At 73.0% G+C, this 23,438-nt stretch carries 18 protein-coding genes; 10 read left to right on the top strand and 8 right to left on the bottom strand.

Annotation, left to right across the window (positions count from 1 at the left end):
• Window positions 1-29 precede the first annotated feature (29 nt).
• Window positions 30-332, bottom strand: coding sequence for a ribosome assembly RNA-binding protein YhbY (gene yhbY / locus WMF26_RS23325; RefSeq protein ID WP_020736636.1), 303 nt, complete (start codon window positions 330-332; stop codon window positions 30-32).
• A gap of 465 nt (window positions 333-797) precedes the next feature.
• On the opposite strand from yhbY, the gene WMF26_RS23320 reads away from it, so the two are divergent.
• The 3 genes from WMF26_RS23320 (at window position 798) to meaB (ending at window position 3,061) form a co-directional block, all read left to right on the top strand.
• A complete protein-coding gene (locus WMF26_RS23320; RefSeq protein ID WP_061623572.1) occupies window positions 798-1,592 on the top strand; it encodes an arginyltransferase in 795 nt (264 codons plus the stop codon).
• 104 nt (window positions 1,593-1,696) lie between these two features.
• A complete protein-coding gene (locus WMF26_RS23315) occupies window positions 1,697-1,915 on the top strand; it encodes a hypothetical protein (protein WP_437948337.1) in 219 nt (72 codons plus the stop codon).
• Window positions 1,916-1,981: 66 nt separating this feature from the next.
• Window positions 1,982-3,061, top strand: a complete 1,080-nt coding sequence (gene meaB, locus WMF26_RS23310) for a methylmalonyl Co-A mutase-associated GTPase MeaB (protein ID WP_438002091.1) — start codon at window positions 1,982-1,984, stop codon at window positions 3,059-3,061.
• 118 nt (window positions 3,062-3,179) lie between these two features.
• On the opposite strand, the gene WMF26_RS23305 is transcribed toward meaB, so the two are convergent.
• The 3 genes from WMF26_RS23305 to WMF26_RS23295 form a co-directional block, all read right to left on the bottom strand.
• Complete coding sequence (locus WMF26_RS23305; RefSeq protein WP_437948335.1) at window positions 3,180-3,473, bottom strand: hypothetical protein; 294 nt, start codon at window positions 3,471-3,473, stop codon at window positions 3,180-3,182.
• Window positions 3,474-3,662: 189 nt separating this feature from the next.
• Complete coding sequence (gene nth, locus WMF26_RS23300; RefSeq protein ID WP_438002438.1) at window positions 3,663-4,490, bottom strand: endonuclease III; 828 nt, start codon at window positions 4,488-4,490, stop codon at window positions 3,663-3,665.
• Window positions 4,459-5,328, bottom strand: coding sequence for a Fic family protein (locus tag WMF26_RS23295; RefSeq protein ID WP_438002090.1), 870 nt, complete (start codon window positions 5,326-5,328; stop codon window positions 4,459-4,461). Before WMF26_RS23295 ends, nth begins: the two co-directional genes overlap by 32 nt.
• Here WMF26_RS23295 and WMF26_RS23290 point away from each other — a divergent pair.
• On the top strand, window positions 5,321-6,397 hold the full coding sequence (locus WMF26_RS23290; protein ID WP_438002089.1) for a hypothetical protein: 1,077 nt from the start codon (window positions 5,321-5,323) through the stop codon (window positions 6,395-6,397). The genes WMF26_RS23295 and WMF26_RS23290 overlap by 8 nt on opposite strands.
• 306 nt (window positions 6,398-6,703) lie before the next feature.
• Here the strand turns inward: WMF26_RS23290 and WMF26_RS23285 are convergent, their stop codons facing one another.
• Window positions 6,704-11,986, bottom strand: coding sequence for a protein kinase domain-containing protein (locus WMF26_RS23285; protein WP_438002088.1), 5,283 nt, complete (start codon window positions 11,984-11,986; stop codon window positions 6,704-6,706).
• A 268-nt stretch (window positions 11,987-12,254) separates the two neighbouring features.
• Between WMF26_RS23285 and WMF26_RS23280 the strand changes: the two genes are divergently transcribed.
• The 4 genes from WMF26_RS23280 to WMF26_RS23265 all read left to right on the top strand — a co-directional run bounded on the left by WMF26_RS23280 (window position 12,255) and on the right by WMF26_RS23265 (window position 17,100).
• The gene (locus WMF26_RS23280; RefSeq protein WP_061625815.1) at window positions 12,255-12,554 is read left to right on the top strand and encodes an FtsB family cell division protein; all 300 of its coding nucleotides are present in this window, start codon (window positions 12,255-12,257) and stop codon (window positions 12,552-12,554) included.
• A gap of 390 nt (window positions 12,555-12,944) precedes the next feature.
• Window positions 12,945-14,570, top strand: coding sequence for a hypothetical protein (locus WMF26_RS23275; RefSeq protein ID WP_438002087.1), 1,626 nt, complete (start codon window positions 12,945-12,947; stop codon window positions 14,568-14,570).
• 356 nt (window positions 14,571-14,926) lie between these two features.
• Window positions 14,927-15,301 (top strand): hypothetical protein, encoded by a 375-nt coding sequence (locus WMF26_RS23270; RefSeq protein WP_438002086.1) that lies wholly within the window; start codon window positions 14,927-14,929, stop codon window positions 15,299-15,301.
• A gap of 245 nt (window positions 15,302-15,546) precedes the next feature.
• On the top strand, window positions 15,547-17,100 hold the full coding sequence (locus WMF26_RS23265) for a M57 family metalloprotease (RefSeq protein WP_438002085.1): 1,554 nt from the start codon (window positions 15,547-15,549) through the stop codon (window positions 17,098-17,100).
• A gap of 127 nt (window positions 17,101-17,227) precedes the next feature.
• Here the strand turns inward: WMF26_RS23265 and WMF26_RS23260 are convergent, their stop codons facing one another.
• Entirely contained in the window at window positions 17,228-18,010 is a 783-nt protein-coding gene (locus tag WMF26_RS23260) for a hypothetical protein (protein ID WP_438002084.1), read from the bottom strand.
• Between the two features lie 442 nt (window positions 18,011-18,452).
• On the opposite strand from WMF26_RS23260, the gene WMF26_RS23255 reads away from it, so the two are divergent.
• On the top strand, window positions 18,453-19,571 hold the full coding sequence (locus WMF26_RS23255) for a DUF1566 domain-containing protein (protein WP_438002083.1): 1,119 nt from the start codon (window positions 18,453-18,455) through the stop codon (window positions 19,569-19,571).
• A gap of 125 nt (window positions 19,572-19,696) precedes the next feature.
• Here WMF26_RS23255 and WMF26_RS23250 read toward each other — a convergent pair whose 3' ends face one another.
• Window positions 19,697-20,575 carry a class I SAM-dependent methyltransferase gene (locus WMF26_RS23250; RefSeq protein ID WP_438002082.1) on the bottom strand — a complete coding sequence of 293 codons (879 nt, stop codon included), beginning with the start codon at window positions 20,573-20,575 and terminating at the stop codon, window positions 19,697-19,699.
• Window positions 20,576-20,630: 55 nt separating this feature from the next.
• Window positions 20,631-22,250 carry a serine/threonine protein kinase gene (locus WMF26_RS23245; RefSeq protein ID WP_438002081.1) on the bottom strand — a complete coding sequence of 540 codons (1,620 nt, stop codon included), beginning with the start codon at window positions 22,248-22,250 and terminating at the stop codon, window positions 20,631-20,633.
• A 287-nt stretch (window positions 22,251-22,537) separates the two neighbouring features.
• On the opposite strand from WMF26_RS23245, the gene WMF26_RS23240 reads away from it, so the two are divergent.
• Window positions 22,538-23,350, top strand: coding sequence for an SDR family oxidoreductase (locus tag WMF26_RS23240; protein ID WP_438002080.1), 813 nt, complete (start codon window positions 22,538-22,540; stop codon window positions 23,348-23,350).
• Window positions 23,351-23,438 lie beyond the last annotated feature (88 nt).

Genomic DNA, 23,438 nt, shown 5'->3' with positions numbered 1-23,438 from the left:
GCGCGGCGAGGTGGCTGGGCGGCTCGCGGTCAGGCGCCTGCGGGCAGCTTGATCTTCGGCTCCTTCGGGTGGCGCCGGTAGAGCAAGATCGTCCGGCCGAGCGTCTGCGCCACCTCGGCGCGGAGCCGCTCGGAGAGGGTGTCGGCGACCTCGCCCAGGTCGTCCGGACACTCGGTGCCCAGGCGTACCTTGACGAGCTCGTGTCGCTCCAGGGCGGCGTCGACGGCCGCGACGACCCCGTCCGTCAGCCCGGCCTTGCCGAGCTGCACGATCGGGTCGAGGTGATGCCCCAGCGCCCGGAGGTGGCGGCGCTGCTTTCCTGTGAGATCCAAAGCGTTCGGCCTTTCTTGCGTCGCTCGCGCGAGGCGGGCCCTTCACCGGGCCGACCTCTCCTCGCGGGCGCGCGCTGGGTCATACCGGCCTCGGGGCCAAGGGAAAAGGGCGCGCCGCGCAGCTCAGCGCGCAGCCCGTCCGGCTGGGCGCGCTGAGCGCGCTAGAGCGGACAATGGGTGCGCCTATCGGGGTAAATGTAAGCAAAAGGGCACTATGGTGTGAATGAGCGGTGGCGCGAGAGCGTGCGCAACGCGCAACGCGCAAGGCGCAAGGCGCAAGGCAACGGATGCCCGCTGGCCGATGCCGAATACCGCTCCGCTGGCCGCGTTGTGCGAGCGGGCGGGATCTCCCGGCGCGCCCTCGTGCCGCACTGGGTTTTGCTTGACGTGGCCGCGCAACAGGCATCCCCTGAATGTAGCGGCCGGCGTGTCGACGGGGTTTCGAGCGCTCGGATCGACAGCGACATGGGCTCATCGAGCGAGCGAGATGCGGCATCGGGTCAAGACGTCGAGCTCCCTCGGCTCGACGAGGTGTCGGACCCGATCGAGCTCACGGTCCACGACGAGGTGAGCCCTTGCCCGTACCTCCCCGAGGTCGACGCGCGGATGCCGCTCCGCGTGCCCATCCGTCCGCTCACGCGCGCGGAGTTCGACCGGCGGCTGGTCGCGGGCAACCGCCGTCACGGCAAGCTGCTCTACCGCACCCAGTGCCCCTCGTGCCGCGCGTGCGAGCCGATCCGGATCATCGTGCGCGACTTCGTCCCCGGCCGCACCCAGCGCCGGGTGCTCCGCCGCGGCGAGCAGGTGGTCGACGTCGAGATCGGTCCGCCCGTCACCACGCGGGAGAAGATCGGGCTCTACAACCTGCACAAGCACGGCCGTGGGCTGATGCGCGACGACGGCCCGCTCGGCGCCGCGGGCTACGAGGCGTTCCTCGTGGACAGCTGCTGCGAGACGTTCGAGATGCGCTACCGCGTCGGCGGTCGCCTCGTCGGGGTCGCCGTCGTCGATCGCGGGCAGGAGTCGCTGTCGGCGGTCTACTCGTTCTACGATCCCGAGCTCGAGCCGCTGAGCCCCGGCGTCTTCTCGATCTTGAAGCAGCTCGAGCTGTGCCGCGCCTGGGGCCTGCGGTACCTGTACCTCGGTCTCTACGTCGAGAAGTGCTCGCGGCTGGTCTACAAGGCCCAGTACCTGCCGCACGAGCGGCTCATCGACGGCCGCTGGCGGCGCTTCGACCGGCCGGCGACCCCGGCGCCCTGACGGGGGGCGCGCGGCTGTCCCGGGCGGCGCCCGGCCGCGCCCGCGTCGCCCTGGCGGGCGTGGGCGGCTGGACTTCGCGGGCCGCCCGCTTCAAGAACGCGCCCATGTGGAATCGCGCGCTCGTGTTCGCCTCCTGCGCTGTGCTCTCGGCCCTGCTCACCGTCGCCTGCGGCGAGACGCGGCCGATCGTCGATCGCGGCGACGCCGCGGGCGGCGCCGGCGGCGCTGGCTCGTCGGCGAGCGGGGAGGGCGGCGCCGGCGGGGGGCCGTCCGGTGACGGCGGTCAGGCCGGCGGCGCCGCGGGCGGCGGCGGGGAAGGGTAGAGACCCCCACGCCGCGCCGCCCCCGGGCCGGTTGTGTCTCCGCATCGCCGGGCCTAGACCGCTCGCGTGCATCCGCTCGCAGAGAAGGTCCTCGCCCGCGACACGCGCGCGACGGCGCGGGCCTGCCGGCTCGTCGACGACCGCGCCGGCGACTACGCCGCGATCCTGAAGGATCTCTTCCCGCACACCGGCCGCGCCTGGGTCCTCGGCGTGACCGGCAACCCGGGAGCGGGCAAGAGCACGCTCACCGACCGCCTGATCGGCGCGTTCCGGAAGCAGGCTCGCCGGGTCGCCGTGGTGGCGGTCGATCCCACGAGCCCGTTCACCGGCGGCGCCATCCTCGGCGATCGCATCCGCATGCAGGCGCATTTCGGCGATCCCGACGTGTTCATCCGGTCGCTGGCGACCCGGGGCGCGCTCGGCGGGCTGTCGCGCTCGGCGGTGGACATCGCGCGGGTGCTCGACGCGTGGGGCGCCGACGTCGTGCTGGTCGAGACCGTCGGGGTCGGGCAGGACGAGCTCGAGATCACGCGCATGGCGCACACGACCCTGGTCGTCGCGGCGCCGGGCATGGGCGACGAGGTGCAGGCGATCAAGGCGGGCATCCTGGAGTGCGCCGACGTCTTCGCCGTGAACAAGGCCGATCGAGACGGGGCCGACGCCGCGGTGCGCGATCTCGAGCTCATGATCGCGCTCGGCGGCGAGGCGGCGAGGGCGTCCGGGCGGTCGCGCGGGCACAGCGCCGCGGCGCTCCACGCCCGCGCGGTCGACGCGGCGTCGGCCCCGGGCGGCGCGCCGGCCGAGGGGCCGTGGGAGCCCGCCATCGCGCGGACCGTGGCCACGCGCAACGAGGGCGTGGCGGCGCTCGTGGACCGGCTGGAGGCGCACCGGGCGTGGCTGTTCGGGACCGCGGCCGGCGCCGCGCGCCGGGAGGAGCGCCTGCGTGAGGCGATGCACGTGCAGCTGCGCGACGCGCTCACCGACGCCGCGGTCGCCGCGCTCGGGCCCGCGCTCGACGCGGCGGTGCGCGCCGTCGCGCGGCGCGAGGTCGACCCCTACACGGCGTCGGAGCGGCTCGTCGACGCGTTCCGCGGCGCCGGAGCCGTCTTCACCGGCGCCGCCGTCGCGCCGGGCGACGGGCCCTGAGCCGGCGTCGAGGTCGCCGGGATGCGGCGCGGCGACAGCGCTCCCGCGCCCTGCGCCGCCGCCCGTCGGACCGCGCCGGGCCGTCCGCCACCCCGCCGGGGACTCCCGACGGGCGGCGCTAGTCCACGCACCGATCCAGCGCCTCTCTCTCGTCCTTGCACGCCGTATCCCACTTATAGTCGCGGCAAATCCCGGTATCGTCCTCGCACGCGAGGAGATCGTCGTACCGGTCGAGGCAGTCGCGCCGGTCCGCGTCTACGAACCTGACATCGTAGCGATCGAGGCAATCGTTGAACTCGCGCTCGTTACACCCCTCGCAGTCGCACTTGTCGTCGCAGAGATCGTCCTCCGGGCGGCCGCACGCGGCGGTGAAGAGGCAGGCGAGGGTGAGGGTCAGGTACAAGGCCTTCATGGGCCAAGCTTACCTCGCGTCTTCAGCGCCGAGGGAATAAACAGCTGACAGCAGACGTGCCGAGCCGCGATGAGCGATGGGCGATGAGCGATGCGCGATGCGCGATGAACGACGGGCGATGAGCCGCGCTGCCCCGCTCCCGTTTCCGTAAGTGCGCTCGACGCCCGGCGTGCGCAGCGTCGATGGCGCTCAGGCCTGCGTGCCGCCGCGCCGCGGCGAGCGCGGCGCCTTGCGCCCCACGTTCTCCGCGTGGAACGCGCTCGGGCACGCGTCGTTGATGCCGCAGCCTCCGCACGCCGGCTTCCTCGCGAAGCAGATCCGGCGGCCGTGGAAGATCAGCGTGTGAGACAGCATGTCCCAGTCGCGCTTCGGGAAGAGCGCCATGAGATCGCGCTCGATCTGCTCCGGCTTGTCGCTCTTCGTCCACCCGAGCCGCTGGGACAGGCGCTGCACGTGGGTATCGACGACGACGCCCTCCGGCGCGCCGAAGGCCACGCCGAGCACCACATTCGCCGTCTTGCGCCCGACGCCGGGCAGCTCCACGAGCTCCGCCAGCGTCCTCGGCACCTCGCCGCCGTGCCGCTCGACGAGGCCCCGCGCGAGCCCCACGACGTTCCTGGCCTTCTGGTTGAACATCCCCATCCCGAGCCGCCGGAGGAGCGCGCCCACCTCGGCGGGCTCGGCGCCGGCGAGCGCGCGGGCGTCGGGATAGGCGGCGAACAGGTGGGGCGTCACCTTGTTGACCAGCACGTCCGTCGTCTGCGCGCTGAGCACCGTCGCGACCAGCAGCTCGAACGACGATCTGTGGTCCAGCTCGCAATGAGCGTCCGGGTGCAGCGCGCGCAGCCGCGCGAAGGTGGCCTGAGGCGGGGTGCCAGGCCGCGGGCGCGCCGGCGCGGGACGAGCGGCGGCAGCGGCCCCGGGCGGGCGGCGCGCGCCCCGTCCGACCGGAGCGGGGCTGCCTCCGGGGCCGCGCTTCGCTGTCTCAGCTGACGAAGGCGCGTTTCCGCGTCTCATGCTCATCGAGGAGCTTCTCGACGCTCGCGAGCGCGTTCTCCACCGACTCCTGCACCATCTGCAGGACCGTCGTCGCCGAGCCCTTCAGCGCCTCGTAATAGCGCTGCCGCTCGGTCGAGTGGATGATCGACGGGGGCAGGCCGGTGCGGAGCAGCAGCATGTTCATGAACAGCCTCGCGACCTTGCCGCTGTCGTTCGGGAACGGATAGACCCGCAGCAGATCGTAGTGCGCGCGCGCCGCGATCCGGATGCCGTTCCGCGTCTTCCGCGTCTCGGGGTCGTTCAGCCAGTCGATGATCTGCCGCACCTTGTAGGCGATCTTGTCCGGCGGGGCATACTCGTGGAAGTAGAGCCGATGCTGGGGGATGTCCTTGCGGTATTTCACCGTCTTGAGGTCCCCCTCCTCCGGGTGGAGGATCAGGTACAGCTTCTTCACGCAGTCGAGCGTGATCGGCGCCCGCTTGTTCTCGCCCTGCTCGCGCACATAGACGATGGCCTCCTTGTGGCGCCGGATGTCATCGTACGTCGGCTGAAGGCTCGAGTCCGTCACGAGCGGCGCCGGGCCGCTGAGGGCCGCGCGCAGCTCGTCGAACGTGTAGACGACGCCCTCGAGCGCGCTGTCGTGGTAAATCCACGACATATCGAGGCTCTCGATATAACGCCGCCGGAAATCGTCCGACTGCGCGTTCAGCCGCTGCTCGATGATCGCGCTGCGCTCCTCGATGGTGGCTCGCCGCGGCGGGGGCAGCATCGGCAACGGCAGCGTGACCACCCGCGGGGGCTCCCGGAGCGGGACGCGGCGGCGCTCGATCGACGACGGGCCCTTCCCCTTGACCACGCCCGGCCGCACGCTCTTCTTCTCGGCGGCGGGCTTGTCGCTCGCGCGCTGCGGCCTGTCGCTCGCGCGCTGCGGCTTGTCGCTCGCGCGCTGCGGCTTGTCGCTCGTCCGGCGCGGGCGCTCGGTCTCGACCGCCGCTTCCTGCTCCCCGCCGTGCTTGAGCTTCAGCCGCTCCTTCAGCCTCGGCTGCTCGTCGCCGAGCCTCAGCTTCTTGCGGAGCTTCTTCGGCTCCGCCGCCGGCGAGAGCGCCCGCTCGGAGCGCGCCGCGATCTTTCGCCTGACGAGCCTCGGCTTCGCGGCCTTGACCCGCGCCAGCCTCGGCCGCGTGGCCTTGACCCGCGAGGTCTTCGTCTTCGCGGCCTTGGCGCGCCGCGCCCGCCCGGCGGCCGCCCTCGGCTTCGCGGCCCTGGCCTTCTTCGCCGCCCTCGGCTTCGCGACCCTGGCCCGCGTCGCCCTGGCCTTCGTGGCCTTGGCCCGCGCCGTCTTGGCCCGCGTCGCCTTGGCCTTAGCGGCCCTGGCCTTGACCTTCGTCGCCCGCGCCTTCGCCCTGGCCTTGGTGGTCCTGAGCTTGGCGGCGGCGCGCGTCGACCTCGCCTTCGTCCGGGCGGCCGACTTCTTCGCCTTGGACGCGCTGGCTCGCTTCGCCGCGGCGCGTGTCGCCTTCTTCGCCTTCGTGGCCGCCGATTTCTTCCTGGCGCCCGTCCGGGTTGCCCGCGCCGGTGCGCGCGTCGCCTTGCGCCGCGCCGGGGCCGCCGACTTGCGGGTGGTCGCCCGTTTTGTCGTCGCCTTCCGGCGCTTTGCCGCCTTCACGGCAGCGGTGCGTCGCGCAGCAGGTCGAGAGGACGCGGCCTTTCGTTTAGGCTTTCGAGCGGCTGAACGGGCGGCGGGCTTCGCCTTCCGCGTCCGCGCCGCAGGCGCGGCTCGCCTCGAGCTCGCCGCGCTGGCCTTGGTCGCTCTCTTCCGGTCTTTTTTTGAAGTTTTTCGGGTCTTCTTTGCCGCCATGGGCGTGCTTTCACACGATCGCTCAGGCTGCCCGCTGCCATGCTGCGGCGAGCTAACGTACATCTAAAAGGGGCCTAATGCCGGCCCGCAGCCTAGCAATTTGCTGATTTATCCGTCAACCAGTCCGGTGCAGAAGTGGGCCGGAACCGACATGCGTGAGCTGGATCGTCCGCGATCCAGCTCGGCCGCTCTGCCAGGCAGCGCCCGCGGTGCGCGGGCCGGCAGCGCCCACGGTGCGCGGGCCGGCAGCGCCCACGGTGCGCGGGCCAGGCAGCGCCCGCGGTGGGCGCGGGCCGGGCAGCGCCCCGCGGCGGGCGCAGGCGGGGTCGCCCCGCGATCGAGCGAGAGCGCTCCGCGGCCCGGCGCTCGGCGCTCAGCTGTCGACGTTGATCCCGAGCCGCTTTCGGATGGCGAAGTACTCCTCGCTGACCGCGTAGAGCATGAGCTCCTTGAGCCGCTCTTTCTGGGGCACAGCGGCGCTCGCGTCGTCGGCCGCCTTGATCATCTCCTGCGCCAGCTCGAGGTCGTTGGCGAGGAGGAACCCGGCTCGGTCGGCCGTCAGGTCGACGCCGGAGACCCAGCGCTTCAGGTCGATCGCGCCGGCCTGGAGGAGCTTGGTCACGATGCTCGCCAGCTGATCGCGCGCCGGCCCCACGATGGTGGGATCCAGGACCGCCAGGTTCTCCTTCACCGGCCCCTCGAGCTCCTTCGTGATCGGGAACGTGGGCGAGATCAGCTTGATCGCCGCGAACAGCCAGGCGCGCAGGCCGGTGCCCGTCGGCACCAGGTGGCGGAGGTACATGCCCGGCCGGTAGTAGGTGAGGTGGCGCGCCGCGATGAAGGCGGCGGCCTGGGTCGGCAGATCCATCTGGAGCGCCGCGGCGCCGAGCACGATCGCCGGCACGTGCGCGTGGAGGAACGAGACGCCGCCGCCGTCGTTCGGGTTCTGGAACGTGACCGGCGGCTCGAGGCCGAGGACGCCCGCGGCGTAGTAGAGCGTCTGCGACATCGGGTAAGGGTGGCGCGAGAGATCGATCTGGTAGGCGAGCTGGTAGCCGAGCTCCTCCAGCGACTGCCCGTTCTTCCGCAGCACGGCCGGCTCGATGGCGCCGAAGATGGCGGTCAGGAGCGGATCCGCGTCCGGGTGGACGAGCGCGGTCGCCCACGCCTCATCGTCGAGCGGCTGCTGGGCCGCCGCGGCCGTGTCCGGGCGCAGCCGCCGGAAGAAGCGCTCCTCGTCGGGCTCGGCCGCGTTCAGGCAGCAGAGCGCCTGGCAGAGGCAGAAGGCGGCGTCGGCCCGCTTCGTCTCCGTGTACATCTTCCGCAGCAGCCGGTAAGCGTCCGGCTTGTACGGGGAGCGCCGCAGGATCGGGAGCTGCGCGGCCACCGCCTTGTCCAGGTACTCCGCCGGGTTGCTCGCGTAGAGGTTCGCCAGGAGCTCGTTGCGCTCCTCGCTGTCCGGATCGAGCGTCTGCGCCGCCTCGTAGGCGTCGATCGCCTCGCTCATCCAGCCGAGCTTGTCCTTGTAGAGGGCGCCCAGCCGGTCGAACGTCTCGAGCATCTTCGCGGTGTCGTTCTCCTCCGTCGCCCGATCGAGCTCGACCTTGAGCAGGCGCTCCACCTCCTCGTGGTCGCCCTTCTCGGCGCGGAGCTCGATCGCCTCGGCGAGCGCCCGGGTGAGCGACGGATCGAGCTCCAGCACCTCGTCGTAGAACTGGGCCGCCCGGTCGAGATCGCCGAGCTGCCGCGCGCTCACGATCGCCGCGGTGTGCAGGTACTTCGCCTTCTGCCGGCTGTCGTCGATCTTCGCGGCGAGCTTGAGGACGATGTCGATGAGCTTCGACCAGTCCTTCTCCTCGCTGTAGAGCTGCATCAGCTTGGTGAGGATCTTCCGGTCGTCCGGCCGCTCGTCGAGCGCGGCCACGTAGCTCTTCGCCGCGCGCGTCCGGTCGTGGAGGTGCGTCGCGAGCAGGTCGCCGATCTCGAGCAGGAGCGCGCTCCGCTCCTCGCCGGTCACCACGTCGAGCCGCCGGTGCTTGAGGCGCGCGACCTCTTCCCAGTCGCCCTTGGCCTCGAATACCCGGGAGAGCAGGGTGAGCGGGGCAGGGGACTCCGGGACGAGATCCGCGGCGTCGTTCAGCGGCGCCACCGCGCCGTCCGGGTCGCCGGCCGCGAGCCGCGCCTCGCCGAGCCGGAGGAGCGCCTCGGCCCGCTCCCGCTCCGGCAGGCCGGCGCCGAAGCGCTCGACGAGGCGCTCGTAGAGCTCCGCGGCCTCCGTGGCCCTGCCCGCGTCGAGGTTGACCTTCGCGGCGCGCGACAGCGCCGCCGGATCGTCCGGCGCGAGCGCGAGCAGCGCCTGCACGGTGCCGATCGCCTTGCCGCTCGAGCCGCTCTTGCTGAGCGCGTCGACGTAGCGGAAGAGCAGCTTGAGCCCCTGCTCCCGCGGCAGGGCGTCGACCCGGCTCGAGAGGAGCTCGTAGTGCCGCGCCGCCTCGAGGAACCGGCCGGCCTCGAACGCGAGATCGCCCGAGATCATGAGCCCCGGTACGCCCGTCGGATCGAGGTCGACCGCCCTCGTGGCCGCCTCGGCGGCGCGCGCGTCGTCCTTGAGGCGCTCCCGCAGCAGGAGGGCCATCTCGCCGTAGAGGCGGGCCTTCGTGAGGTTGCCCTCGGCGACCTCGGCCTCGCGCGCGATGAGCTCGACGGCGCTCGTCGCGTCGCCGCGGGCGAGGTAGGCCGCGCGCAGCGCCGAGGACGCGCCCGCGTTCTGCGGCTGCGCGTCGAGGGCCATCTTGTACCGCTCGATCGCCCCGTCGCGATCGCCCTTCTCCTCGAGCATCTTCGCCGCGCGGATCCAGAGATCGGCCCTGCTCTCCGCGGTCTTGGCGGTCGCCGCGAGCGACTCGATCGCGCTCAGCGCGGCCGCGGCGTCGCCGGTCGCGGCCCGCACGTGCGCCAGCGACTCGAGCGCCCCGGCGTGGTGCGGGTCGATCGCGAGCACCCGCTCGTAGGCCTTGCGGGCGCGCTCGGGCGAGCCGACCTGCTCGAGCAGCACGCGGCCCATCGCGAGCAGGAGCTCCTCCCGCCGCTTGTCGTCGGGCACGATGCCGAGCTGCCGCTCGTAGAGGGCCACCACGTCCTCCCACCGCTCGAGGGCGCGGTAGTGCCGCCCGAGCGCGGCCAGCGAGCCCTCGTGCGCGCCGTCGATCTTGAGGATCGCCTCGAGGGCCTCGGCCGCCTTCGCGTGGTCGAGGAACTCCTCGTCCTGGATGCCGGCGATCCGCTCGTAGAGGTTGATCTTCTGGCGCGGCGTCGCGCTCACCTCGATCTGCCGCTCCAGGTTCTGGAGCAGCTCCTGGTAGCGCCCGGCGCGGCTGTAGATGCGGTCGAGCCCGCGCAGGGCGGTCAGGCTGGTCGGATCGAGCTCGAGCGCCGCCTCGTAGCGGCGCGTCGCCTCGCCGAGGTCGCCGAGCCGGTCCTCGTAGAGCTCGGCGAGCCTGCACATCGTGTCGACGCGCTCCTCGCCCCGCAGCGCCTCCGCGCGCCGCTCGAGGATCTTGGCGTAACCGGCGTGGTCCTCGACGCGCCGGTAGATCCGGAGCAGCGCGTCGCACGCCTTCGTGTGGCCGGGGTCCTCGGCGAAGATCTGCTCGTAGAGATCGCGCGCGCGGCCCGCGTCGTTCAGCTTCGTCTCGAGGAGCTCGGCCGCCGCGGCGCGGAGATCGCGCGCCTCGCCGGGGGTCGCGGCGCGATCGGCCCGCGAGAGCAGCACCTGGACGAGCTCCTGCCACTGCTGGGCGCGGCGGTAGACCTGCGCCAGCCCCTCCAGCGCCTTCTCGTTCGCCGGGTCGAGCCCGAGCACGAACTGGAAGCACGGGATCCCGAGGTCCGCCCGCGCGATCTTCTCCGCGTACCAGGGCCCGAGCCGGTTGAAGAGCGCGATCTTCGGCTCGGCGGCCATCGCCTCGTCGGTGCTCGCCTGGCTCAGGATCTGGAGCGCCTCGGACCAGACCTTCATGTCGTTGCCGGCCGCGCGCTCCAGGTCGACGGCGTACGCGTCCTGCTCCGGATCCTGGGCGAGCGCCTGGGCGAAGGCGAACACCCCCTGGTCCTTGTCGTCGAGCTCCCGCACGTAGAGGTGCCCGATCTCGCTCAGCGCCCGGGCGCGCTCCCCCGCGCTCTCGGCGCGCTCGCTCCGCTGGAGGAGCATCTCCACGAGCTCCTCGTGCTTGCCGAGCGCCTTGCGGAGCTCCTCGAGCGCGCTGAAGGCGACATCGTCGCCCGGGTCGAGCTCGAGGAGGCGCAGGTAGACGGCCTCCGCCTTGTCGTGGAGCCGCCCCTTCTCGTGGATCCGGGCCGCCCGGTAGTAGAGGAGCCGCTTCGCCGCCGCCTGGTCGCCGCCCGCGGCCGCGTCGACCTGCTCGGAGGCCGTCACGAGCGCCTCGGCGACCCGCCCCGGGTCCGCCCCCCGGTCGACGGTCGCCTCGACGGCGAGCGCCAGGTCGGCGTCGGTCGGGGTCGCGACGAGCCGATCGATGAGGTCGTTCAGCTCGGCGTCGCCGATCGCCGCCCCCTTCTGCTGCGGCTTGCCGAGCGGCTCGACCGCGTCGAGCGCCGCGCGCGCGCTCCGCGGCCGGTCGTCCGGCGCCTTCGCGAGCAGGCGCGCCGCGAGCTCGTCGATGTCCTTGCCCACCCACCCGCGCGGCGCGACCGCGCCCGGCGCGGGCGGCGGCTCGGTGAGGTGCGCGACGGCCACGTCGACCGCGGCCGCGCCCGAGAACACGGGCTTGCCCGTGAGGAGCTCGAAGAGCAGCGCGCCGAAGGCGTAGAGATCGCTCGCGGGGCCGACGCCCTCGCCGCGCAGCTGCTCGGGGCTGGCCGTCTTGACGAGCTCCGGGCTGGACCACCCGGCGCCCAGCCGATCGCCGCCCGCGTCGACGAGGATCGGGAGCGGCTGCCCCTCCTCGCCGCGGGCGACGAGCACGTTCTCCAGCTTGAGCGCCCCGTGGACGAGGCGCTGCTCGTGGAGCGCGGCGAGCCCGCTCAGGATCCCGCGGAGCAGCGGCTTGGCCTCGTTGATGTGGAGCGGCCCCGATCGCGCGAGGCGCGCCGACAGCGGGAGCCCGTCGACGTGCGTGTAGGCGACGAACGCCCGGCCGCCCACGAGCCCGGCATCGACGCCGCTCGCCAGGTTCTCGTGGTGCACCTGCGCGGCGAGGCGGACGTGGGTCAAAAACCGGCGCACCGCCCGGCCGTCGCGCGTCACCTCGCGCCGGAGCACCTTGAGCGTCCGCGGCTCGGTCCCCCGCGTCGCCGCGTAGACGAGGCCTCGCGGCCCCTCGCCGATTTTTCTCGTGATGATGTAGTCGCCGAACGCCTCGCCGGGCGCGAGCTCCTCGGGCAGGCTGATCCCCTGGGCGCCGAGGGTGCGGACGCGCGCGTCGACCTCGGCGCGTGAGGCGATGACGGCGTCGAGCAACGCCTCGATGGCGTCGACCTCGACGCAATGGTCCGTGAGCGCGCGTGCGAAGGAGGCCTTGGAGGCGTTGCCGCCGATCTCGGCCGGGCTGAAACCGAGGAGGTCGGACGACAGGGCCATCATTTCATCGAGCGAAAAGAGGCGCTCGAGCTCGCCTCGGACGATATCAATGGACATGGGTCTCCTCGGGCCGAGCCCTCGTGGCGGCGCGCGCAGCGGGCCTGCCGCATGGCGGGACGTGCGTCATGCTAGCGAAGCTTGCGGCGCCATGCGACCTCCGACTCCCTCCGGCGCCGGCATCGCCCCGGGCGGCGCTCGACGCGGGCGCGGCCGGCGCGCGGCCGCGCTTCACCCTGGTTGCCGCGCCGAACCCCGGTGGAAGTTAACGCGGAGTTGCAGGAACCCTGGAGGAAAGTTGACAGGAGCGCGGGTGATGTGCGAGCGGATGTCCGTGCGTCGAATAGCGCAGTTCCTCGAGCGGACCCTCCCCATCGCGGTGCTCGTCGTGGCGGTCGTGGGCGCTCCGGTCATGATCTTCTCGCCTCAGGGCCTGCCTCGCCTCCGGGAGCTCGAGAGAGAGCTCGCCGACGTCGAGGAGGAGAACGCCGAGCTCGGGCGGCAAATCGAGGCGCTCCGCGGCAAGGTGGCGCGCCTGCGCGACGATCCGACCGCCGTGGAGAGGATCGCGCGGGACAACCTGGGTCTCGTGCGGCAGAGCGAGGTGGTCTTTCAGTTCTCCCGCTGACGACTCGGGGTCTTCTGGCGCTCTCCAGGCCTCGTGTCGTATCGGACACCAGCGCTCCTCCGCCGGGCGCCCCGCATGATCGGGTGAGCTCGCCCGCCGCTCGGCGCCGCGCTACCTCCGCGCTTGCGCTCTCCGAGCGCCGCCTCCGCTTCCACCCGCCGCGGCGTTCCGAGCGAGCGACGGCCGCCCCGGCGCCGCGCCCTCCGCGCCTCCGAGCGCCGGCCGCCGGCCTCGCGGCGCCGCTGGCGAGGCGCGGTCGGCCCGCCCGCGCCGCCCGCGTCTCCTTATAGGGAGATCCGGCGCGCCGCTCGCGCGAAGGCCCCGGCGTCCGTCGTGGCCGAGCGCGGGGCGCTGCACGCTGGCAGCGCCCTTTCTGGTATCGTGCAGCGAGTGTCGCTAGACCTGGGCCGCCTCCTCATCTCCGCCGGCGCCGTCTCCAAGGCTGAGGTCGAAGCCGCCCTCTTCGTGGCGGTCCTGCGGGGCATCTCGTTCCCCCGCGCCCTCATCGACCGCGCCGCCATCACGGAGCGCGCCCTGGAGGCGGAGCTCGAGCGTCGCGGCGGCCTCGCGCTCCGGCAGGTCGTCGGCGCCCGCGATGTCGTCGCGCGCCTGCCGCGCGCCATGTGCCGCCGCCTCGGCGCCGTCCCGATCCGCGTCGACCCCGGCGCCGGCACCGTCGACGTCGCCGCCGCCGATCCGCTCGACCGCCACATCGCCGACGAGTTCAGCTTCCACCTCGGCGCGCCGGTGCGCATCTACCGCGCGCCGATCACGGCGATCGAGGAGGCCATCCGCGCCCTGGAGCTCGACGAGCGCGAGCAGGTCCCCGCCCGCTCGCGCCGCGCCACCCCGGCGTTCCCGCACGGCGCGCCCCAGTCGACCATCCCGCCGCCGCCGTCTTACGAGGTGCCCATCCCGCTCATCCGGCGCGCCGCGGTGCCCTCGTTCGACGAGCCGGGTCTCCACGAGCCGCCCAGCGGCAAACCAGGCCGCCGCGCTCCCGCGCACAACGGTCACGCCCTGCTCGCCGAGGCGCCGTCGTCGCAGGAGGAGCCGATCCTGCCGCTCCGCCACGCCAAGGCGGCGCCCGGCGCGCGCGGCTCTCCCGCGAGCGCGCGCGGCCCGCTGGAGGCCGAGCGCGGCGCGGGCGCGCGTCGGGCCACCCTGCGCGCGCCCGCGGACGTGGAGCCGCCGGCCGTCTCGTTCCCGCCGTCTCCGCCCGTGGAGATCTCCCCCCCGTTCAAGCTGCTCGCCTCGATCATGCCCCAGAGCTCGCCTGCACCCGAGCGCGGCCCGGACAGCGGCGGGCGCGAGCCGGCCCCCTCGACGCGTCGGCTCGGCCGGCTGCCGCTCGACGCGCCCTCCGGCGTCGCCCCGGCGTCGCGCCGGAGCGCCGTGGCCGCGGAGGTCCCGCCGCTGCTGCGCCGCGGGGGTCGTCCCGAGGGCGCCGCGCCGCCGTCGAGCCTGCGCGCCGGGCGGCTCCCGGCGCTGCCTCCCGCGCCCGAGGAGCTCATCGATCCCCTCGACGACGACCCGCCGCCGCAGCCGTTCGTCGATCTGAGCGACGTCATCGACGCGCTCTACCTCGCGCGCACGCGGGACGATGTCGTCCGGCTCGCGCTACGGGGCCTGCGCCTGTTCGCGCGGCGCGTCGCGATCTTCGCCGCGCACCGCGGGGTCTTCCGGGGGTTCGCCTGCAACGCGGAGTTCGGCGATCAGGAGGCGCTGCGGAAGCTCACCCTCCCGATGGATCAGCCGAGCATCCTCGCCACCGCCGTGGCGACGCACCTCTACGTCGGGCCGATCCCCGGCACGCCCACGCACGCGCCGCTGCTCGACGTCATGGTCAACCCGAGCCTCGACGTCGCCGCGGTCGCCGTGCAGGTCGTCGGCCGGCCCGCGATGATCCTGGTCGCCGACCGGATCATCGACACCGCGAGCGGGTCGCGCCGCATGGTCGAGCTCGCGCGCGCCGTGGGCGAGGCGTTCAGCCGGATCCTCTCCGCGCGCGGGTGAGCGCGGCGCGGCCGCGGCGCTCGATGCGGGGTCGCGTCGACCGCATGCGCGCGGCGGGCGGCGGCGCGCGCAGCGCTGGTTCCTCATCCCTCCAGCGACCTCCTCACGATCGCGGCGGCATCTCCTCGAGCTGCCGCGGCGGCATCTCCTCGAGCGGCGAGCGCATCGCCTTGAGCGGCGGCGAGCGCATCGCCTTCGACGGCGAGCGCATCGCCTTGAGCGGCGGCGAGCATCGTCCTGAGCGACGGCGAGCGCGCCGTGGAGGCGATCGTGACGCTCGAGCGGCGCCGCGCTGCGCGCGATCCTGAACGAGCACCGGCAAGCGACCGTCATCTGAACGCTGGTCATCTCGGTAGGTGAACGCGGGTCATCTCGGTCGACGCCTCCGGCCGCTGCGCTCCGGCGTGCTGCGTCGCCGCTGCAGAGACGGCGCGATCACGCCGGGCGCCTGCGGCAGGCGCTGGCCTCCTCGCAGGCCGCACACTGCTGCCGCGTGCATCGCTGCCGCGTGCATCGCTGCCGCGTGCATCGCTGCCGCGTGCATCGCTGCGGCGCGCGCTGTTGCCGTGGCGCAGGCCGCGCGCATCGCGCCCGCGCGCATCGCGCCCGCGCGCATCGCGCCGCGCGCGCCGCAGGCGCCGCGTTGCAGGCTTGCGCGCCGTGGCTTTCATCCGCGCAACGAAGGCAGGAAAATCCCGATGCTTGTCGAGGTGCAAGTGCGCGTCGCCTGAACTCAAGAGGTGTGATTTTCCAGTGTGTCGGTCCCGGACGATCTGAGCGGTTTGCGTGTCACAGGAATTTTCCTGTGACGGGGGAACCTCGTGCGCTCCTTTCGAAATTTTTTACAATCCGGAACCCTTTTTCTGAACGGCGGTCAGATTTGGCTATCCGACTGAGGGTCAAATCGGGTTAAGGCATTTGGGTCTCATCGAGTTCGCGTAGACAGCGTGATTCGCCTCCCCGAAAGGAGCTTCAAATGCATCCTGCAAAGCCGCACCAGAGCAATGTGGTCACCCGTAAGCTCGCCGTGGTGATCGCTGGTTTGACCGCTGCTGCGGCCGGTTGCTCGGCAGACGTCGGCGACGGTAGCACCGAGGCAGTCGGCACGAATCAATTGGGATTTGACGACTTCGAGCGGACCGTCTTCCGCGAGGCTGACACTGGCATCTACATTGTTAACGGGGACACGCCTGTCGTAGATATCAAGCATCTGCGCGAGTTCTGGGAGACGCATGTGCGCGATGGTGCGCTGATCGTCAACCAGTCCGGGGGCAGCGACATTGTCTGGACGACGGAGCAGCGGCGCAATCTCACCTACTGCGTGAGCACGAGATTCGGGGGCAACTACGAGTCCGTCGTCGCCGCGATGGCGTCGGCCGTGGAGGCGTGGGAGGAGGTCGCGGACGTCGACTTCATCCACGTGGAGTCCGCCGACTCGAACTGCACGTCGAGCACCAGCAGCGTCCTGTTCGACGTGAACCCCGTGAACGCGGGCGGCCAGTACCTCGCGCGCGCCTTCTTCCCCGGCCAGTCGCGGTCGTCGCGGAACGTCCTGATCGACAGGACCGCTCACAACAGCTCCCAGCCCGATCTCACGGGCATTCTCCGCCACGAGCTGGGTCACACCCTCGGCTTCCGCCACGAGCACACCCGTCCTGAGTCGGGCGCCTGCTTCGAGGACGACAACTGGCGCGCCCTCACCGCGTACGACGGGGCGTCCGTCATGCACTATCCCCAGTGCAACGGCACCGGCGACAGGACGCTCAACCTCACGGAGAAGGACATCGCGGGCATCCAATCGCTCTACGGCGCCCCCGGCGGCGGGGGTGGCGGCGGCGGGGGCGGCGGCGGGGGCGGCGGCGGCGGGGGCGGCGGCGGCGGGGGCGGCGGCGGCGGGGTGCCGACCACCGAGACCTTCAGCGGCCGCGTCGCCCGGGGCGCGTTCGACGCGGTCGGGCCCGCCGAGGGGATCGAGGTCGTGGCCGGAACGACCCTCACCGTGGTCATGACCGGGACCGGGGACCCCGACCTCTACGTGAAGTTCGGCGACGCGCCGACGGCGCGCTCGTTCGACTGCCGGCCGTACCTCAGCGACGCCAACGAGACCTGCACGCTCGAGGTGCCGGAAGGCGAGACGAGGGCCTTCATCAAGGTGCACGGCTACACGGCGTCGAACTACGAGATCGAGGTGAGCTACTCCGCGCCGGGGGCGGCGGAAGGCGGCGGCAGCGCGACGTCCACGAGCTTCGAGGGCAGCATCTCGCGGCGCGAGACGGCAGCCCACGGGCCGATCGCGGTCGTCCCGGGCACGACCTTCCGGGCGGCGATGAGCGGCTCCGGGGATCCCGATCTCTACGTGCGGTTCGGCGAGCAGCCGACGCTGAGCGCCTACGACTGCCGCCCCTACCTCGACGGCGCGGACGAGATGTGCGAGCTGACGGTCCCCGAAGGTCAGTCGGAGGCGTTCCTCCTCGTGCAGGGGTACGCGGCCAGCACGTACACCGTGAACGTCGACTACACGACCCCGTGAAGCGGAGAGGATCCGGGAAGTAAAGGCGATCCGTCTCGCGGAGAGACACCGAGGAGAGCGGGCGCTCGTCTCCGGTGTCTTCCGCGATCGCGGCGCGAGCGCGGCGCCGGATCGCCCGCGGGTGGGCTCACCCGCAGCGCGAGGGAGCCGCGGCGCCGCTCCCCGCCGCCTCGCAGGCCGTCGCCGACGCGGCGGCGCCGAGCGGGAGGGAGGTGATGAACTCGTCATCGGCCGACAGCGCCGCGTCGCCGAGCACCACGAACGTGTCGCGACCGTCCTCGACGACCAGCTGATCGCTCAGGACGGCGTGGCTCTCGGCGGTCCCCTCGTCGAACATGCGGACGCTCGGCGCCGCGAGCGCCGCGCGCCGGGCGACCCACGCCGCGACCGGCGTCACGATCGAGCCCACCGGCGCATAGATGGTGGCCTCTCCGGTCGGGATCCGGACGAAGCCGGAGGAGCGGCCGGCCCTGCGGAGCAGCGCGGCGCCGTGCTGCGGATCGAGGATCATCCGCTTCACCACGCCGGCGGCGTCGCTGAGGGAGACGTCGGCGTAGACGAGGCGACCCGAGGGGTCGAGCTCGGCGTACTCGCGGAGAACGCCGCCGGTCGGGGGCGCGCCCTGCGCCGCTGACCCCTGGCCGGCGTCGGCGGGCGAGAGGCGGGTCTCGCTCGAGAGGGTCTCCGACCCATCCGGCCGGATCGCCCGCTCGACCCGGCTCTGCGCGCCGGGGCTGCCGAAGAACGTGTAAACCTTCTTCTCGGCCCGCTCGATCGATTCGCCCGGGAGGCAGGCCGCTGCCCCTCGAGCGACCCGATCCCCGACCGAGCTTGTCGCGCCGTCGCTGCAGCCCACGAGCAGGCTGCCCGTGAGCGCGACCGCGAACAAAAGGGAGGTGCGTGTGCTCATACCCACTCTTCGCCGCAGCCTCCTGTTTATTTCGCGCTCGCTCCGTTTTTCGCGGCTGCCGGTTTCGGGCTGGCGGAGCGGGCGGCGAAAACGTGCGGCGCGCGGCAAGAGCGAGCGGCGCACGGCAAGAGGAGCGGCGCGCGGCAAGAGCGAGCGGCGAGCGACAAGTGACAAAAGCGAGCGGCGAGCGGCGAGCGGCGAGCGGCGCGCGGCAAGAGCGAGCGGCACGGGCGCGCGGCGAAAGGCTGGGGGACAGCGAGCGGCAGGGGCATCGCGAACGCGCGGTGGGGCTCGGCGCAGCCAAAATTCGCGGAGAAAGCGCGGCGGGCGGGCCGCCGATGAGGACCTGCACCGCGGGCTCGCCTGCGAGGAAATCGATCTCTGCGCCGCGGTGGATGGTAGGCTGCAGGCCCGGATCCATCACGGACGCCGCCGCTCGCCCATGCCGAACGAGACCCCTCACGCCCATCGCTCCACCCGGCTGCTGGCCGCGCTGCTCGTGGAGCTCGTCGCGCTCGCCGGATGCGTTGGAGAGCCCTTTCAGGTCGGTTACGGCGCCGGGACCGGGGGAGGGACCGGCGGCGGAAGCGGCGGGAGCGAGCCGATGGGCGGCGGCGGGAGCGAGCCGATGGGCGGCGGCGGCACCGGCGGAGGGACCGGCGGAGGGCCGCCCACCGCCGAGGTGACGTGGCCGGACTCGCCGACGAGACGCTGCTCCGACGGGACGATCGTGCTCGAGGCGTGCCCGGGACCGTCGGAGCCCTTCTTCGGACAGGACGGCAACTACGAGATCGCCGTCCCCTCCTACACGGAAGGCGACGGCACCGTGAAAGACTCGGTGACCGGGCTCACGTGGGAAAAGGTGACGGAGAGCGGGATGTTCACGCTGCAGGGCGCGACGGAGCACTGCACGACGCTCAGCGCCGAGCAGGTCGGCGGCATCGCGACGTGGCGCCTGCCGACGCGGCGCGAGCTCGTCTCCATCCTGGATTTCGGCCACACCACGGCGTTTCCGGACATCTTCTTCACGAGCACCCAGGACAGCTTCTACTGGTCCGCGACCGACGTCGCCGACGACGACAGCTATGCGTGGGGCGTGCTCGCCGCCGACGCGTCCGTGGGGTTCTTCCGGAAGGACATGTCCGGCGCGCGCGCGCTGTGCGTCGGGGGCGAGGGCGGGGTGGAGTCGCCCGATCTGTCGTTCGGCGAGGAGTGGGTGCTCGATGGGCGGACGGGGCTCGTCTGGGAGCGTCACGCCTCCCTGACCCGCTTCATCTGGAACGGCGCGCTCGCCCACTGCGAGGAGCTCACCCTCGCCGGCAAGGGCGACTGGCGGCTGCCGAGCGCGAAGGAGCTGCTCTCGATCGTCGACGATCGACGCTCGGGGCCGGCGATCGACCCGGAGGCCTTCCCGGGGGCGCCGTCCGACGTCTTCTGGTCGTCGACGCCCGCCATCGGCAGCGCCGACAAGGCGATCCTCGTCAACTTCACGAACGGCACATCGCAGGACCACTCGGTCCGCGATCGGCGGCTCACGCGCTGCGTCCGCTCCGACGGGTGAGCGCCGCCCCAGCTCCGCCCGCCAGCAATCCCCGGCGGGATTTCTGACACGCGGAGCGGGCCGCGCGCTCCCTGCCGCGACGGCCGCCGCTCCGCGGCCCGGGCCGATCCGCCGTCCGCCGCGGCTCAGCCGCCGGGCTTGACGAACTTCAGCACGAAGCGGTCGCTCATGCCCCGCTTGTCGCCCGCCACCATGGGCGAGGCGTTCCAGTCGCGCGTGTCGCTCGGCGTCCGGAGGAAGCTCGCCTCGGCCGCGAGCCGGAAGCCGGCCTGCTCGATCTCCTGGCGCACGACCTTCTCCTCGATGCGGTGGAGCGTCTTCACCTCGGTGACGCCCGTCCCGTCGCGCCCCGTGTGATCGATGATCGCGTACACGCCGCCGGGCTTGAGCGCGCGGAAGATCGCGCGGTTCATCGCGGCCCGGTCCACCTCCATCCACACGGCGTCGTGATAGAAGAGGACGAGGAACACGGCGTCGAGATCGCGCGCCTCGGGCGGCAACGGGTCGTCGAGCTCGCGGTCGACCCGGACCACCTGCTTCATCGCGGGCTTCTTGAGCCGCTCGCTCCACGGCTTCTCGGCGAAGCGCTCGAGGACGAAGCGGTTGTTCTGCCCGTAGACGACCCCGCTCGGGCCGACCGCCCGCGCCAGGAGCTCGGCCGTGTAGCCGCCCCCTGCCATGAGCTCCGCGACCTTCATCCCCGGCTGGATGCCGAAGAAGGCGAGCGTCTCCGCGGGCTTCCGGCCAGCGTCGAGCGCCTTGTCGGCGTCCGCGCGATCGGCGGCCTCCACGACGGCGCGCAGGGCCGCGGGCACGTCGACCGAGGTGGCCTGGGCGGGCGCCGAGGCGGCCGCGTCGGTCGGGGCGGGGGCCGTCGCGGCCGGCGCCGCATCGGGCGAGGCGGCCGGCGCGGCGGGAGGAGGGGACGGCGCCGCAGGAGGCGCGGAGGCACACCCGGTGAGCGCGGCGAGGGCGAAGGCGAGGAGGGCGTGAGGACGTTGCACGCGGCGCTGCTAGCCGAGCGGGCTGAGCGCCGCAAGCGGCTCGGGCTGCGGGCGGTCAGCGCAGGGTGGCGGCGGGTGTCGCGCCCGCGGCGGGTGTCGCGCCCGCGGCGGGTGTCGCGCCCGCGGCGGATGTCGCGCCCGCGGCGGGTGTCGCGCCCGCGGCGGGCGCTGCCTCGGCCGGGGAGCTCGCCGGCGGCGTCGCCCTTCGCAGGGGCAGGAGCGCCGCCTGCACCGCGGGTGCGAGCCGCGGCTGCGCCACGGCCGCAGCGCGCTGCGCGGCCGCGGGGTGCGCCGCGCTCAGCCGGCCCTCACCGACGCGCACGCTGGCGACGGCGATCCCGGCCAGCGCGGCGCAGGCGATCGCCGCCGCGAGCAGGCGCTGCCGCGTCGCCCCGGCCGCCGGGAGGGCCGCGCTCGGCACCGACGCCGGCCGGAGCTCGTCCCGCGGCCGCTGCGAGGGGCTCCCCGGCCTCACGGACGGGGCCAGGAGCGGATCGAGCGAGCTCTCGTCGCTGGAGGGCGGCGCCACCGCGTGGAATCCGCCGCTCAGCGGGGCGCTCGACGGCTCCGGCAGCGCCGCGCCGTCCGCGTCGAGCGGCTCGGCGTCGCCGCCGAGCGCCTGCGACGGACCGCTGAGCCGCCGCGTCACGCGCAGGGTGAACGGGCTGTCCTCGTCGACGCGCGCCAGCTCGCCCCCCTCCAGGTCGTCGTCACCGTCGGGGTCCGGGCGCTCGGACACGGGCGGGCCCGCCGGGCGCGGCTCGGACGACTCCTTCAGCGCCGCGCCCACGAGCGCCGCGAGATCCTCCGGCGCGCCGATCTCGTGGCCGGCCTCGCGGAGCGCCTCGATCGCCTCCAGCATGGCGCGCGCATCGGGGAAGCGATCCTCCCGCCGGGGCGCGAGCGCGCGCGCGAGGAGCGCCTCGAGGGCGGGGCTCACCTCGGGGCGCAGCTCGCTCGCGCGCAGCATCTGCCCCTCGCGCGCCGCGGCCATGCGCGTGGCGGCGCTGGTCCCGGAGAACGGCCGCGTGCCGGTGAGCATCTGGAAGAGCACCACCCCGAGCGCGAACAGGTCGGCGCGGGCGTCGACCCGCTCCCCGTCGAACTGCTCGGGCGGCATGTAGGTCGGCTTCCCGACGAGATCGCGCCTGGCCGCGTCGCCCGCCTCGCCCCGCGTCGCGATCGCCACGCCGAAGTCCGCGATCTTCACCGCGCCGGCCAGCGAGATGAGCACGTTCCCCGGGCTCACGTCGCGGTGCACCATCAGCCGCCCCTCGGCGGCCGAGCGCTCGTGCGCATAGCCGAGCCCCTTGAGCACCTCGGACGCGACGAAGAGCGCGACCGGCACCGGGACAGACTCCCCGCGCGCCCAGATCCATCGGCAGAGCCGGCCGAGGTCCGTTCCGGACACGAGCTCTAGCACGAGGTAGAAGTCGCCCGCCTCGTCGATGCCGAAGTCGAGCACCTCATCGATGTTGGGGTGCTTGAGGCGGGTCATCATGCTCGCCTCGGCGATGAAGAGCTGCTTGAGATCGTCGCTGCCCGCGTGCATCGGGACGATTCGCTTGATGGCGACCGGGATCTCCTCGCCATCCGGCCCGAGCGCGGCCGCGCGGAACACCTCGCCCATCCCGCCGCGCGCCATCCGCGGTCCGATGGCGTAACGCCCCAGCACAGACCCCCTCGATGGCGCGCTCTCCACGGTGCCCGACTGTAAATGGCTCCGAGGGGCCGGGTAAAGGGGCGACCGCGCTCGACCATCCTGGATGCCGGGGTCGATTGCACAAATCGACCCGCGGCGCTCCCACGCCGCCGATGCCCGGCTGTCACGCGCGCGAGCGCGGCGGCACGTCCACGACGAATCTACGGCTGTCCGGTGGGGTCGCGCAGGGCCGACGTGCGCCGCAGGGTGCGGTGGATGTCGCTGGACCTGCACCGCTCTGGTACAAGTCCGCTCTGGACATGATGCACGCATCCCTGAACGATTCGACTCCGGTTGTCTTCATCACCGGCGCTTCCGCTGGCTTCGGCGCGGCGATCGCCCGTCGCTTCGCGGGCCTGGGCGCTCGGCTGGTCCTGGCCGCGCGCCGTTACGAGCGCCTGGAGGCGCTCGCGGCCGAGCTCACGGGCGGCGGGGCGGGCTCGCCGCCCGGGGGTGGGCGGGCGGCCGCGGTCCACCTCGTCCGGCTGGACGTCCGGGATCGGGGCGCGGTGGATCGGGCGATCGCGGAGCTCCCGCCGGAGCTGTCCGAGGTGTCGGTGCTGGTCAACAACGCGGGCGGCGCGCTCGGCCTCTCGCCGGCGCAGACGGCGGATCCCGACGACTGGGAGCAGATGGTCGACACGAACATCAAGGGGCTGCTCCACTGCACGCGGGCGCTCTTGCCCGGGATGGTGGCGCGCGACCGGGGGCACATCATCAACATCGGCTCGGTGGCCGCCGAGACGCCGTATCCCGGGAGCAACGTCTACGGCGCGTGCAAGGCGTTCGTGGCGCAGTTCTCGCTGAACCTGCGCGCGGATCTCCTCGGCAGCCGGGTGCGCGTCACCGACATCGAGCCCGGCATGGCCGAGACGGAGTTCTCGCTGGTGCGCTTCAAGGGCGACCAGGAGCGGGCCGCCGCCGTCTACCAGGGGGTGAAGCCGCTCTCGGCCGAGGACGTGGCCGAGGCCGTGGTCTGGTGCGCGACGCTCCCGGAGCACGTCAACGTGAACCGGCTCGAGCTGATGCCCGTCATGCAGGCGTTCGCCGGCTTCGCGGTCAAGCGCGCTTAAGCCGCGTCGCAGGGCTCTCCCCTGGATGCATGAGAGAGCGAACCACAGAGGCACAGAGGGCACAGAGGGCACAGAGGAGAGAACAAGA

Source organism: Sorangium sp. So ce185, from assembly GCF_051526825.1.
Taxonomy (GTDB): Bacteria; Myxococcota_A; Polyangia; order Polyangiales; family Polyangiaceae; genus Sorangium; species Sorangium cellulosum_D.
The sequence above is the reverse complement of the archived record's forward strand: the minus strand, read 5'-3'. Positions and strand labels throughout refer to the sequence as shown.